The 12,677-nt window shown below is 36.8% G+C and carries 11 protein-coding genes; 7 read left to right on the top strand and 4 right to left on the bottom strand.

Features of this window, described 5'->3' with window-relative positions; translation table 11 throughout:
* Nucleotides 1-160 precede the first annotated feature (160 nt).
* The 6 genes from ACNQGH_RS17620 to ACNQGH_RS17595 all read left to right on the top strand — a co-directional run bounded on the left by ACNQGH_RS17620 (nucleotide 161) and on the right by ACNQGH_RS17595 (nucleotide 4,558).
* Nucleotides 161-313: a hypothetical protein gene (locus tag ACNQGH_RS17620; protein ID WP_417957330.1), complete on the top strand. Its 153-nt coding sequence runs from the start codon at nucleotides 161-163 to the stop codon at nucleotides 311-313.
* A 13-nt stretch (nucleotides 314-326) separates the two neighbouring features.
* Complete coding sequence (locus ACNQGH_RS17615) at nucleotides 327-569, top strand: hypothetical protein (RefSeq protein ID WP_417957329.1); 243 nt, start codon at nucleotides 327-329, stop codon at nucleotides 567-569.
* 18 nt (nucleotides 570-587) lie between these two features.
* Nucleotides 588-971, top strand: coding sequence for a YchJ family protein (locus tag ACNQGH_RS17610; protein WP_417957328.1), 384 nt, complete (start codon nucleotides 588-590; stop codon nucleotides 969-971).
* A gap of 107 nt (nucleotides 972-1,078) precedes the next feature.
* On the top strand, nucleotides 1,079-2,197 hold the full coding sequence (locus ACNQGH_RS17605) for a vWA domain-containing protein (protein WP_417957327.1): 1,119 nt from the start codon (nucleotides 1,079-1,081) through the stop codon (nucleotides 2,195-2,197).
* A gap of 43 nt (nucleotides 2,198-2,240) precedes the next feature.
* The gene (locus ACNQGH_RS17600) at nucleotides 2,241-3,704 is read left to right on the top strand and encodes an AAA family ATPase (protein ID WP_417957326.1); all 1,464 of its coding nucleotides are present in this window, start codon (nucleotides 2,241-2,243) and stop codon (nucleotides 3,702-3,704) included.
* A gap of 260 nt (nucleotides 3,705-3,964) precedes the next feature.
* Nucleotides 3,965-4,558, top strand: a complete 594-nt coding sequence (locus ACNQGH_RS17595; protein ID WP_417957325.1) for a 2OG-Fe(II) oxygenase — start codon at nucleotides 3,965-3,967, stop codon at nucleotides 4,556-4,558.
* Between the two features lie 262 nt (nucleotides 4,559-4,820).
* On the opposite strand, the gene ACNQGH_RS17590 is transcribed toward ACNQGH_RS17595, so the two are convergent.
* On the bottom strand, nucleotides 4,821-5,381 hold the full coding sequence (locus ACNQGH_RS17590; protein WP_417957324.1) for a 2'-5' RNA ligase family protein: 561 nt from the start codon (nucleotides 5,379-5,381) through the stop codon (nucleotides 4,821-4,823).
* Between the two features lie 167 nt (nucleotides 5,382-5,548).
* On the opposite strand from ACNQGH_RS17590, the gene ACNQGH_RS17585 reads away from it, so the two are divergent.
* Complete coding sequence (locus ACNQGH_RS17585) at nucleotides 5,549-6,403, top strand: EamA family transporter (RefSeq protein WP_417957323.1); 855 nt, start codon at nucleotides 5,549-5,551, stop codon at nucleotides 6,401-6,403.
* A 74-nt stretch (nucleotides 6,404-6,477) separates the two neighbouring features.
* On the opposite strand, the gene ACNQGH_RS17580 is transcribed toward ACNQGH_RS17585, so the two are convergent.
* The 3 genes from ACNQGH_RS17580 to ACNQGH_RS17570 form a co-directional block, all read right to left on the bottom strand.
* The gene (locus ACNQGH_RS17580) at nucleotides 6,478-7,620 is read right to left on the bottom strand and encodes a saccharopine dehydrogenase family protein (RefSeq protein WP_417957322.1); all 1,143 of its coding nucleotides are present in this window, start codon (nucleotides 7,618-7,620) and stop codon (nucleotides 6,478-6,480) included.
* 343 nt (nucleotides 7,621-7,963) lie between these two features.
* Nucleotides 7,964-9,382 carry a TolC family protein gene (locus ACNQGH_RS17575; RefSeq protein ID WP_417957321.1) on the bottom strand — a complete coding sequence of 473 codons (1,419 nt, stop codon included), beginning with the start codon at nucleotides 9,380-9,382 and terminating at the stop codon, nucleotides 7,964-7,966.
* Between the two features lie 130 nt (nucleotides 9,383-9,512).
* Entirely contained in the window at nucleotides 9,513-12,674 is a 3,162-nt protein-coding gene (locus tag ACNQGH_RS17570; RefSeq protein WP_417957320.1) for an efflux RND transporter permease subunit, read from the bottom strand.
* Between the last annotated feature and the right edge of the window lie 3 nt (nucleotides 12,675-12,677).

Below are 12,677 nucleotides of genomic sequence, written 5' to 3'. Positions count from 1 at the left end.
AGATTTAAGATCAGAAAAATGGAGTTTGAAATTGAAATGGCAATTATTTAAAAAAGAAAAATTATCAATTTAAAAACAATTTGAATTTCAATAAATAACCCGAACTTTGCATACGTTTTTGAATCAAATAATTGATTTTGATAATTAAAATAAAAAGACAATGAGCAGAAATAACGAAAGAAACATAAAAAAGCACAACGATAAATTGCATAAAACACAAGATAAAGTAAAACAAGCGGAAATACTGCGCAAGGAAAAATTAAAGCAAATTGTGAAAAAGTTCAACGAAAACAAACCATTAGACAGTAATTAAAAAACGGAACATCATGGAAAAAAATAGATTTAGCAAAGTGAAAAGTGGTGTCCAGGAAATAATTGATTTTATTGCAGAAAAAAATGCCAGAGAGGCAAGCAATAAATTAGTTGAAGTCAGCGAGGAACTGGATGAATTACTTGACTTTGCAGAAGAGGACGAGGATTTAATTGAAGTTAGCAAGTATCAGGTACTACTAAATCAATTGCACCAAATTATAATTTCACTTGACGGGCAAGCGACCGGTACAATTTAAAAGCTATTTATTTAAAAAATGATTGAAAAAAAATGCTATTGCTGTTCGAAAAAAAACTTTCAGGACTGTTGTGAACCAATTGTAAAAGGGATTCAAAAAGCGTCAACTGCACTAGCCTTAATGCGTTCCAGGTATTCAGCTTATGCAATGCATGAAGTGGATTATTTATGGGCGACAACACATATTTCGGTGCGAAATTATCATTCTAAAGCTGAAATTCTAAATTGGGCGACAAGTAACCAGTGGCTCCAATTAGAAATTATAAATAGTGCTGAGCACACGGTGGAATTTAAAGCTTATTTTTTTGATGGCAAACTTCAAAAACAAATCCATCACGAACGTTCTACTTTTAAACTCGAAAATGGAAGCTGGTTTTATGTTGACGGGGAATTTTTTAATTAGTTTTTTTTCAAACAAAAAGCTTCCTTGTTCTTGTTCTGATGTTTTTAACTAAAAATTAATAAACGTTTTTCCAGACTACATTTTAAAATGGTGTAATTTTAAAGTCTATGAAAAATGATACTAAAAAAGGTTTTTATTTCAAGCAATACGAAGCGCCATTTCAGTCTCCGTTTGATAGGCTCTTTGGTATTTTCAAAGAATTGATCACACACACTTCAGGAGATTTTGATGAAGCAATCGACTGGTTGCGAGAATTGGATAAAGAATATAAACTCACTGATGAACACTACACTATCGATGATTTTATTGAAGATTTAAAGAGAAAAGGCTACATCCGTGATGAACCGAAAGAAGATGGAACTTCAGGAATTGGAATTACTGCAAAGACCGAGCGCGCCATTAGGCAACAGGCTTTAGATATTATTTTTGGAAACCTAAAACGATCGGGAAGCGGAAACCATAAAACAAAGCATTCCGGAAACGGAGATGAACATACTGGTGAATACCGGGAATTTCATTTTGGCGATGGTTTGGAAAGAATTTCGTTGACCGAAAGTTTACGGAATGCCCAAATTAACAATGGTGTCGATGGTTTTATGTTGACTGAAAATGATTTGGTTGTTGAAGAAACGCAGTATAAATCCCAAATGAGTACGGTTTTGATGATTGACATCAGTCACAGTATGATTTTGTATGGAGAAGACCGAATTACACCTGCTAAAAAAGTAGCAATGGCTCTGGCTGAATTAATTACGACACGTTATCCAAAAGATACTTTAGACATTCTGGTTTTTGGAAATGATGCCTGGACAATTGCAATACGGGATTTACCCTATTTGAAAGTTGGGCCTTATCATACCAATACAGTTGCCGGTTTACAACTGGCCATGGATATACTGCGTCGAAAACGAAATACCAATAAACAAATTTTCATGATTACCGATGGAAAACCAAGTTGTGTTAGGGAGAAAGACGGTTCTTATTATATGAACAGTAATGGACTCGACGAATATATCGTCGATAAATGCTACAATCAGGCGCAGCAAGCTCGGAAATTACACATTCCAATAACCACTTTCATGATCGCCAATGATCCGTATTTGCAACAATTTGTAAATCGTTTTACAGAAGCCAATCAGGGAAAAGCATTTTATACCGGATTGAAAGGACTTGGAGAAATGATTTTTGAAGATTATGAAACGAATCGTAAAAAAAGAATAAAATAATATAGGAACAGAAAAAGATACAGGAAGAAAGACCATTTGCAACATGAAAATAGAAAATATAACAACACTAGGTGAATTAAAAAAATCAGGTTACCTAAGCAAAAGCATCAAAGATGAATTGCGTTCCAACCTAAGAGCAAAAATTAAATCTGGTGAACCTACTTTTGAAGGTGTTCACGGATTTGAGAATACCGTAATCCCCGAATTAGAAAGAGCTATTTTATCGCGTCATAATATTAATTTATTGGGTCTTCGCGGTCAGGCCAAAACAAGACTGGCACGTAAAATGATTGAATTGCTTGACGAATACATCCCGTTTGTAACCGGTTCAGAAATTAATGATGATCCTTTGAAACCAATTTCGCGTTTCGCAAAAGATAGTATTGAACTAAAAGGGGATGACACGCCAATATCATGGTTGCACAGAAGCGACCGTTTCTTCGAAAAATTAGCCACACCAGATGTTACTGTTGCTGATTTGATTGGAGATGTCGATCCGATAAAAGCTGCTAATTTAAAACTTTCGTATGCTGACGATCGGGTCATACATTTTGGGATGATTCCAAGAGCGAACCGCTGTATTTTTGTTATTAATGAACTGCCTGACTTACAGGCAAGAATTCAAGTGGCGTTATTTAATATTCTGCAGGAGGGCGATATCCAAATTCGTGGTTTTAAGTTAAGAATGCCACTCGATATGCAATTTGTTTTCACTGCAAATCCTGAAGATTACACCAATCGCGGTAGTATTGTGACACCATTAAAAGATAGAATTGGTTCTCAAATTTTGACACATTATCCAGAGACCATTAAAATTGCCCGAACCATTACAGAACAGGAAGCAAAACTGGATCCAGTACAAAATGAGATGGTTTACGTGCCTTCATTAGCGAGAGATTTACTGGAACAAATAAGTTTTGAAGCAAGGGAAAGTGAATATATTGATAATAAAAGTGGTGTGAGTGCCAGATTGAGTATTACCGCTTTAGAAAATTTATTAAGTACTGCAGAGCGCCGGGCATTGCTATCGGGAGCAGACAAAACAACCTTACGTTTATCTGATTTTATGGGAATTATTCCTGCTATTACCGGAAAAGTGGAATTGGTTTATGAAGGCGAACAGGAGGGAGCGGCAGTTGTGGCACAACATTTATTAGGTGATGCAATTCATACTTTCTTTCCTGCGTATTTTCCAAAAATTGAAAAACTGGAAAAACAAGACGAAAAAACGCCTTATACGGATATCATTGAATGGTTTTTTGCCGAAAGTGGTTTCGAATTACTGGACGATTGTTCCGATGAAGAATATGAAAGAATCTTAGGAAGTATTGTCCCGCTGGAAGTTTTAATCAAGAAATACCAACCGCAACTGGAAAAAGAAGATAAATTCTTTATGAAAGAATTTATTCTTTGGGGCTTGGTAGAATATAAAAAACTAAGCAAAGACCGCTTTTCAGAAGGCTACCAGTTTAAAGATATTTACGGTAGTTTTATCAGTAAATTATAATTATAAAAAAGGGTTTGGATTGATTTCTAAACCCTTTTTTAGTATCTTTAGCTATAGCATTTGGTTGCGCTTCAAAAAATAGACTGCAACCCATTCTCCGGTTTTTTCATTAGCGAATTGATGATTTATTTTCATCAAGAAGCCTTTTAAATAAATGTATGCAAAAAAAATAATTTTATTTATTTCATAATGAGGCCGTAACGGATTTATTTAGTCTATCTTGTCCCGTTGGCAGTCTAAGCAGTCAATGAAAAACAGACATGGAAAACAGCTTTGAGGATTTGATTGCTACTTATATTGAAAATAAGGTAGGTATATCCGAACATTTTTTGAGTACCAATTTAGCCAATAACCTAAAGCAAAACCTACTTGCTTTGAATCAGGAGAGTTTATTAATGGCTGCAGGAATTGGAAATTCTGAGAAACTTTCATATGATGGTGCGATACGGAGCGACTCGATTTATTGGCTTGACAAAAAGCACAACAACGTATTTGAAAATGAATTTTTTGCTCAAATAGAAGCGTTTATTCTTTATCTGAATCAAAGTTGTTACGCAGGAATAACGGGTTATGAATTTCATTATTCGCTGTATGAATCGGGTGATTTTTATCTGAAACATTTGGATCAGTTCAAGAATAATCCCAGTCGAAAATATTCTATGATTAGTTATTTAAACAGCAATTGGAAAGAAAGCGACGGTGGCGAATTACTGATTCATCAACGGAATAACAATCAGAAAATTTCGCCTACTCAGGGTAAAACCGTTTTCTTCAAGAGTGACGAATTAGTGCATGAAGTTTTGGTAACCCAAAATACCAGAATGAGCATTACAGGATGGCTAAAGAGTGACTAACTTAGGTATTTCATTTAGGATCTGCATAAAAATAACCAGGTCGTAAATACTTTAGAAAATAATTCAGATTGGTGATTTTTAGTTGCGTATAAATAGTGAGGGTTGTACGTAGTTTTCAGGCTTAACACTTTTAACAAATAGATTCCGGGATTAAATGCGGAATTGTAATCGAAAGAAACATGCTCAAGAATTATAAAGAGCTATGCGAGGCCTTGGATTTTAAGATGTATTATTTAGGCAAAATCAAAAACATTGTAAAGCGCTAAAAAAGCGTTCCTTGTATGCCTTCCGGTTGGGGATGGCCACTAAATTTAAACGTATCGATTACAATGAACTGTTTTATGGTATCATCAAATCTTCGTAAAACAATACTGTCACATAAAAAAAATGCATCTACTGTCGTAAATAAAGCTTGGGCCCTTTCAAGATTTTCCGGAGATAGTCTTCGCGCAATGGACAGATGTGGATCATCGTTTTTTTTCATATTTCGAACATGGAGCGATTCTTGAACCCGCTTCATTAGGGGAATCAAACGACTTTTAGAAACTGCGTTAGGTGATAAGTAAAAGGCACCATTTGTATAGGCACCAAAGGCATTTAAAGTTACTTCAACGGGTTTTAAAGTAATACACAATCGGTCTAATTGATTTTTAACAATTTCAACTGTCGTATCGGTTGCTTTAAATTCACAAATAGTAATATGGGCAACAGAATTTTTACTGTGAAACCAACCCACTTCCTTTGCCAATCGTTCTTTCATTGACTTAACCAATGAAATAACTGCTTCCGAAGGGTATATCGCTACAGAATAATCCTTTTCCATATTTTGAAGATTTACGTATGCAAAAGTAAAGAAATAGTTATTGTAAGCTTCTGTATATCCTATAAATCTGAATACTATATTCCTTTGATCCAGGTTAGTCTTAAAAATTCTTAAAAAAAAGAGCAAATAGAAAATATAACAGTAATTTTACAGTCAAAATATTGTTCATGTTATTTCTAATTATAAGTATTTTATGCAGTGTAACTGTAGGTGTACTTTTTAAATTTTCACGCAGGTATGCAGTAAGCAATACACAAATCGTAGCTTCAAATTATGTATTTGCCCTTGTACTTTGCTATTTCTTCTTCAGTCCAGATCTTAATGGCATAGCAAATTTGGCGCCTTGGGGAATTTACATGACGATTGGTGTTTTGTTGCCCGCCGTATTTCTTTTTCTGGCCGCATCCATAAAATATATGGGTATCGTAAAAACTGATGCTGCACAACGGCTTTCATTGTTCATTCCTATTTTGGCAGCCTGGTTAATTTTTAAAGAAGATTTCAATAGTTTAAAAGTTACTGCACTTTTGGTGGGTCTTCCGGCATTATTGCTCATTCTTGCTAAGCCCTCCCGAAACACAGAAAATAAATGGATTTATCCTGCAGTAGTTTTACTTGGATTCGGACTCATAGATATTCTTTTTAAACAAATCGCACTTGATGCTAGCTTGCCGTATACTACTTCATTATTTGTGGTTTTTGGGATAGCTCTGGTTATAATGATAATAGCAGTTATTTATGAAGTCATTGTCGGTAAGGTGGAATTAAACATCAAAAATATTCTTTTTGGCTGTCTGGTTGGAATTTTTAACTTTGGAAATATTCTTTTTTATCTGAAAGCACATCAGGCATTTGCTCAAAATCCATCGACTGTTTTTGCAGGCATGAACATGGGCGTAATCATTATTGGAAGCCTGGTTGGTATATTTGTTTTTAAGGAAAAATTGACTAAAATGAATTTTGCAGGTCTTTTTTTTGCTTTGCTGGCGATAATTTTAATTGTACGCTCACAGACAATTTAAAGCGAATCAGTCGATGCAAATTCGTTGACCTTAATGGAATGAAGGTGGTACCCTTACATTTGGGTTTAGCGTGCTTATAGTGTACCGTAAACGCGAACGATATAATTTCCATTTAAAAATTGCATTGGATCAATTTGGCTTTGCAAAATAACTCCGCTATGAGGAATTTCTAGTAATAATTGCGCTGCCTGTACTAATGGTGCAGCTGTAGTTGTTTGAATGGCTCGCAATTGATGTTTACCTACTTTTTGTGGAAGTATGCATTTTGCAATCTCCCTTCTGCGCAAAGTCCCTGTTGTATCTTTACCTTCTACCGCAGCATACAAAATGATTTTGTCGTCTTCAATATGAGGGATTACGGTTTCCATTTTTTCCTGCAGGTTTTTAACAGCATCAGCTGTATTTCCTAAATTAGTAAGTTGCTCCTGCACCCAGGCGTAATGCCCTGGATGTCGTAAGGTTTTGTAGTCAAGCGAACGCACTTTGCCCGATAATGCATCAGGTAAATCCGCTGCACCGCCTGAAGTGAGATCCTCTTCATAAGTAATGCCATCAATAATAATAGTTGCTCTTTCCGATAATGAAGGCAGGGTAGTTTTTATAAAATTCCTCAAGGCGATGGTTTCTTTAAGATATTCTGTAGCAACTCCCACCGGACTCCAGGTAAATCCGTAATAATGCGGAGCAACTGCATGATTGGTAAGAGCGCCAACCTTCATTTCTAATTTATCCGCTTTGTCGACTTCAAAGTCAATGCAAAATTGTTGAAAAAGACCATCAGCCAGCAAGTCGATGTAGCCCGGTGCCAGACCAGTTTGAAGCACAAAACCAGTTTTGGCATCTTTTGCCAATGCTATTATTTCTTCAGTTTCTGCAACATATTCGGTGAGGTTAGCATAATGCAGGTTAAAATCTTTGGCAAATTGGGCTATCCTTGGAGCCTGACTACCCGGTAGGCAGTCGAGAATGATATCTCCCTGACGTAAGATAGCTGTCATTTCATCCGTTAGGCCTTTTTCAGCAAGGTGAAAGTCGTTAACCGAACAGGGTTTTGTTGTTCCAGCTTCAATCCAATGCGCTACTTTTTTTGCTTTGGAGTGGGTTCTGTCTCCAATAAATAGGCTAGGGGGGACTTCGCTCCATTCCATCAATAACAAACCGGCTGCTTCGGCAATTCCACCGGCTCCTGCAATAATAATATTGTGATGCTTTTTCATGTATTAAAGGTACTATTTTTTCTTGATTTAGTATTTGAGATACGCCGAAAATTTGTTGACTGCGTAAATCAGACTCCTGCTACAGCAGGCTTCAACAAGAAATCCATCATGAAATCACAAGCGCATAGCGCTAAATAGCTTAATTTCAAAACGCAAGAGCAGCGAGGGAAAGGATTTATCAAATTAAGTATTGAAAATTATTTGGCTAAAGAAAAATTAGTGAAACAAGAGTCAATAAAGGAAGGGCTTGGTGGAATAAAATGACGAAAAAAATCAGGGTTTTCAGCTATTATTTTAAAACAGCATCATTTCAAATTTGAAATGATGCTGTTTTATACTACTTTTATTTCCAACCGCCGCCTAGTGATCGGTACAATTCGATAGTTGCGGTTAATTGTTCACGTTTGATATTAGCCAATTCTAATTCACTTTGCAATAGAGTAGCTTGAGCCGTAATTACCTCAAGATAATCGGCCATTCCGTTTTTAAATAACATATTCGAATTTGTAATGGCTTGCTGTACTATTTTTACGCGCTGCTGAAGAAAGAATTGTTGTGTTTCCAGTTTTTCAATTTTTAATAAAGCATCTGATACTTCGCTAACGGCTACCAGAACAGATTGTCTAAAAAGCAGTACTGTTTTTTCTCTTTCTATTTTAGCAATATTGTATCGGGTTCTTATCTTTTTACCGTTCAGTAACGGTTGTGTTAATCCACCAACTGCCGTTCCAAACAAAGAAGCAGGTAGGTTAAACCAGTTGCTTGTTTCAAAAGAATTCAAGCCGCCACCCGCCGTAATTTTTAGCGCGGGATACAAACTTGCTTTAGTAATTCCGACATTTGCATTTGCTGCTACCAAAGCCAATTCGGCACTTTTTACATCAGGTCTCCTGCTTACCAATGAAGTTGGAATTCCTATCGTTAAATTGTTTTTAAGCTGAATTGAATGTAGCGTAATTGTTCTTTCTTTTGAACCCGGAAAAGAACCTGTTAAGACGCTCAAAGCATTTTCCTGAATGGCAATGTTTTGTTCCAATAAAGGAATTAATTGTGCTGCCATTAGTTTTTGTGCTTCCGATTGTTGTATAGCCAAAGAAGTAACTTGACCGGCATCATACTTTAATTTAATGATAGCCATGGTGCTATCATTTAGTTTTAGGTTTTTTTTGGCGATTTTTAATTGAGAATCAAGCATCAAAAGATTATAATAACCTTTGGAAACATTATAAACAATAGTGGTCTGCAATGCTTTTTTTACTTCCTCGGATTGAAGATATCCGGCAAAAGCGCCTTTTTTCTGATTGCGGATTTTTCCCCAGATATCTGCCTCCCAAGAAAGTCCGATACCAGCCGAATAGTCTTCAATGTGTTTTTCATTTAAAGCCTGATTTAAATTAATTCCGTTGAAACTATTTTCAGAAGGGCGATTAGAATTTACATTGACAAAAAGTGACGCTTCGGGAATATTTCCCCATTTTGCCTGGGTCAATTGAAACTGTGCAATTTCAATATTTTTGGTTGCAATCTGCAAATCATTGTTTTTTGTAATTGCACTGTCTATCAGTTTTATGACGTCTTCCTCTGAAAAGAAATTTCTCCATTCAAGGTCAGCAATACTTGTTGTATCATTTGAGATTGATGCATTCCTGAAATTTTCAGGAAAAGCATCTTTTGGAACTTCAATATCCTTTGAAACTTTACAGGACAAGAATGTTGTGATAGTAAATAGTATCGCAACAGCTTTGGTTATATTATTTTTCATTTTTATATTTTTCTTTAATTTTCTGGAAATGGATCTTCTGGAGCTTCAAGAGCTTTTGAAACTTTAAATGAAATCAATGTGATGATAACAAAAACTGTTATCAGAATCAGGGTTATATAATTTTCCATTTTTATACTTTTTCGTTATGAATTACGGCTACTGGTTTTCCAGAAACCCTTTCTTGTAAATGTTGGAATACAATGAATAAAACCGGGATGATCAACAACCCAAGGATTACTCCTGAAACCATACCTCCGGCAGCACCAATACTAATTGAATGGTTGCCCATTGCAGATGGTCCTGTGGCACTCATCATTGGAATCAATCCCACGACAAAGGCCAGCGATGTCATGATAATTGGACGCAGTCTCAATTTTGCAGCTTCTATAGATGCTGCCACTAATGATTTACCTGCTTTTCTTCTCTGCGAAGCAAATTCGACGATAAGAATGGCATTTTTAGCGAGTAATCCTATAAGCATGACAAGTGCAACCTGTACGTAAATATTGTTTTCGATTCCTGTTAAACCAATCGCTACGAAGACACCAAATATTCCTGCCGGGATCGATAGAATTACCGCTAAAGGCAAAATATAACTCTCATACTGTGCAGCAAGTAAGAAGTAAATGAATACCAGACACAATAGGAAAATTGTTGTCGATTGGCCGCCGGAAGCGATTTCTTCGCGTGTTTGTCCTGAGAATTCATAGCTATAACCTGCAGGCAATTGTTGCGCTGCAACTTCCTCAATTGCTTTTATGGCATCTCCGGAACTAAAACCGGGTTTTGGAATGGCATTAATCGAAATCGAGTTGAACAAATTGTATCTCGATGCAGTTTCAGATCCATAAATGCGAGTCAGTTTTACCAAAGTATTAATTGGTACCATTTGACCTGTTTTGTTTTTTACGAAAACGCGGTTAATTGATGAAGGTTCGGCTCTATCGGCAATATCTGCCTGAACAACGACCCTATAATATTTACCAAACCGATTAAAGTCTGAGGCTTGGGCGCTACCAAAATAAGCCTGCATCGTTTGCAGAATGTCTTTTACACTAACGCCCAATTGATCTGCTTTTTCATCATTTATATCCAGTTGTAATTGCGGATAATCTGCTTTGAAACTGGTAAAGGCTACTGCAATTTCAGGTCGCTTCATCAATTCTCCAATAAAGTTTTGAGAGACTCCACTGAATTTATCCAGTTTGCCACCAGTTTTATCCTGAAGCACCATATCCAAGGCTTCCACATTGCTGAAACCGGGAACAGTGGGAAAACTAAATACGAAGAAACTACCACCAGAAATAGCACCTAATTTCCCACGAACTTCGTTCATTATTTCGTCGATATTTTTGATTTCTCCACGCTCTTCATTTGGTTTAAGCAAAACGAAAACAACTGCTGAAGACGGACTTGTAGAGTTTGTCAGTAAGTTGAATCCTGAAATCGCAGTTACAAATCTTGATGCATTTAAACCTCTCAAAGTGTTTTCTGCCTGAGTCATTACTTTTTGTGTTCCATCTAAGGAGGTTCCCGATGGTGTGTTAACGGCAATTGCGATGAAACCTTGGTCTTCTGTCGGAATAAATCCTGACGGAGTAGTTTTTACCATGAAAATCGTTGCCAAAGTAATTAAGGCCAAACCACCTAAACTAACCCATTTGTGGCGAACCAAAAATCGCAAACTTCCAACATAACGGTTGGTTAAGGAATTAAAACTCCTGTTGAATCCATTGAAGAATTTTTCTTTAAATCCCTTTTTAATTTCTGGATCACCGCCCTTTGCAGCGTGGGTATCTTTTAAGAATAAGGCTGCTAATGCAGGACTTAAAGTTAAAGCGTTAACTGCAGAAATTATAATCGCGATGGCCATGGTAAAGGCAAACTGGCGATAGAAAACCCCTGTAGAGCCCTCCATAAAACCGACCGGCAAAAATACCGCTGCCATAACCAGGGTAATGGAAATAATAGCACCAGTGATTTCGTGCATAGCTTCATGTGTAGCTACTTTTGGCGATAAATGTTTATGTTCCATTTTTGCATGAACGGCCTCGACAACGACAATCGCATCATCTACCACAATACCAATCGCTAAAATTAAGGCGAACAATGTTAACAGGTTGATCGAAAATCCGAATAACTGCATGAAGAAAAACGTACCCAAAATAGCCACCGGAACTGCAATTGCAGGAATCAAAGTTGATCTAAAATCCTGCAAGAATATAAATACAACAATGAAAACCAAAATAAAGGCCTCTATCAAAGTATGCTTAACCTGATCTATCGACTGGTCTAAGGAGACTTTTGTACTATAAAAAATATTGTGTTTTATTCCGGCTGGGAAGTTTTTAGCTGATTTTGCCATTAGCTTGTTAATAGCGACCTGAATATCATTGGAGTTTGAACCGGCAAGCTGAATGATACCGATCACTACACCTTTTTTACCATTCAAACGTGTTAGACTGTTGTAGGAATAGGCACCAAGTTCGATTCTGGCAACATCTTTTAATCGAAGTATAGAACCATCGGCATTAGCACGTATAGCAATATTCTGATATTCTTCAGGTTTTGTTAGCTTCCCTTTGTACTTGATAACGTATTCAAAAACTTCTTTACTTCGTTCTCCAAATTTTCCTGGCGCAGCCTCTAAACTTTTATCTTGGATGGCTTTCATCACTTCATTTGGCGTAACCTGATAGGTAGCCATTTGAGTTGGATTTAACCAGACACGCATGGAGTAATCTTTTACACCGCCGAAAATACTCGCAGAACCTACTCCCGGAATACGTTTGATTTCTGGGATGATATTGATTTGAGCATAATTGGCAACGAAAGTCTGGTCGTATTTCGATTCATCGTCGGTATACATACCAATTGCCATAATGAAACTATTTTGTTGCTTCGCGGTGGTTACGCCCTGCTGTACTACTTCAAGAGGCAACTGACTCGTTGCCTGTGCAACCCTATTTTGAACGTTAACGGCAGCTTGGTCAGCATTTGTACCGAGTTTAAAGAAAATTGTAATGGCTAACGTACCGTCGTTACTGGCTGTTGAGCTCATGTAAGTCATGTTCTCCACACCATTTATTGATTCTTCCAGTGATGGTGCAACAGATCGCAAAACTGTTTCTGCGTTTGCCCCAGGATAAACGGCCGTTACCAAAACCGATGGTGGCGCAATATCAGGAAACTGTTGTAAAGGCAATTTTGTAAGTCCAAGTACACCTAATATCACCAGTAATATGGAGATAACAGTTGCCAGTACGGGTCTTTGTATAAATATTTTGAACATTTT

This window comes from Flavobacterium kochi, assembly GCF_048286715.1.
In the GTDB taxonomy this organism is placed as follows: Bacteria; Bacteroidota; Bacteroidia; order Flavobacteriales; family Flavobacteriaceae; genus Flavobacterium.
This window is presented reverse-complemented; position numbering and strand designations above follow the sequence as displayed.

What these genes read in the sequence shown, in the direction of transcription:
- ACNQGH_RS17615 (WP_417957329.1), top strand. Translation starts at nt 327, where the DNA reads ATGGAAAAAAATAGATTTAGCAAAGTGAAAAGTGGTGTCCAGGAAATA.
- ACNQGH_RS17620 (WP_417957330.1), top strand. Translation starts at nt 161, where the DNA reads ATGAGCAGAAATAACGAAAGAAACATAAAAAAGCACAACGATAAATTG.
- ACNQGH_RS17590 (WP_417957324.1), bottom strand. Translation starts at nt 5,381, where the DNA reads ATGGAAAAGGATTATTCTGTAGCGATATACCCTTCGGAAGCAGTTATT.
- ACNQGH_RS17570 (WP_417957320.1), bottom strand. Translation starts at nt 12,674, where the DNA reads ATGTTCAAAATATTTATACAAAGACCCGTACTGGCAACTGTTATCTCC.
- ACNQGH_RS17585 (WP_417957323.1), top strand. Translation starts at nt 5,549, where the DNA reads ATGTTATTTCTAATTATAAGTATTTTATGCAGTGTAACTGTAGGTGTA.
- ACNQGH_RS17575 (WP_417957321.1), bottom strand. Translation starts at nt 9,382, where the DNA reads ATGAAAAATAATATAACCAAAGCTGTTGCGATACTATTTACTATCACA.
- ACNQGH_RS17595 (WP_417957325.1), top strand. Translation starts at nt 3,965, where the DNA reads ATGGAAAACAGCTTTGAGGATTTGATTGCTACTTATATTGAAAATAAG.
- ACNQGH_RS17580 (WP_417957322.1), bottom strand. Translation starts at nt 7,620, where the DNA reads ATGAAAAAGCATCACAATATTATTATTGCAGGAGCCGGTGGAATTGCC.
- ACNQGH_RS17605 (WP_417957327.1), top strand. Translation starts at nt 1,079, where the DNA reads ATGAAAAATGATACTAAAAAAGGTTTTTATTTCAAGCAATACGAAGCG.
- ACNQGH_RS17610 (WP_417957328.1), top strand. Translation starts at nt 588, where the DNA reads ATGATTGAAAAAAAATGCTATTGCTGTTCGAAAAAAAACTTTCAGGAC.
- ACNQGH_RS17600 (WP_417957326.1), top strand. Translation starts at nt 2,241, where the DNA reads ATGAAAATAGAAAATATAACAACACTAGGTGAATTAAAAAAATCAGGT.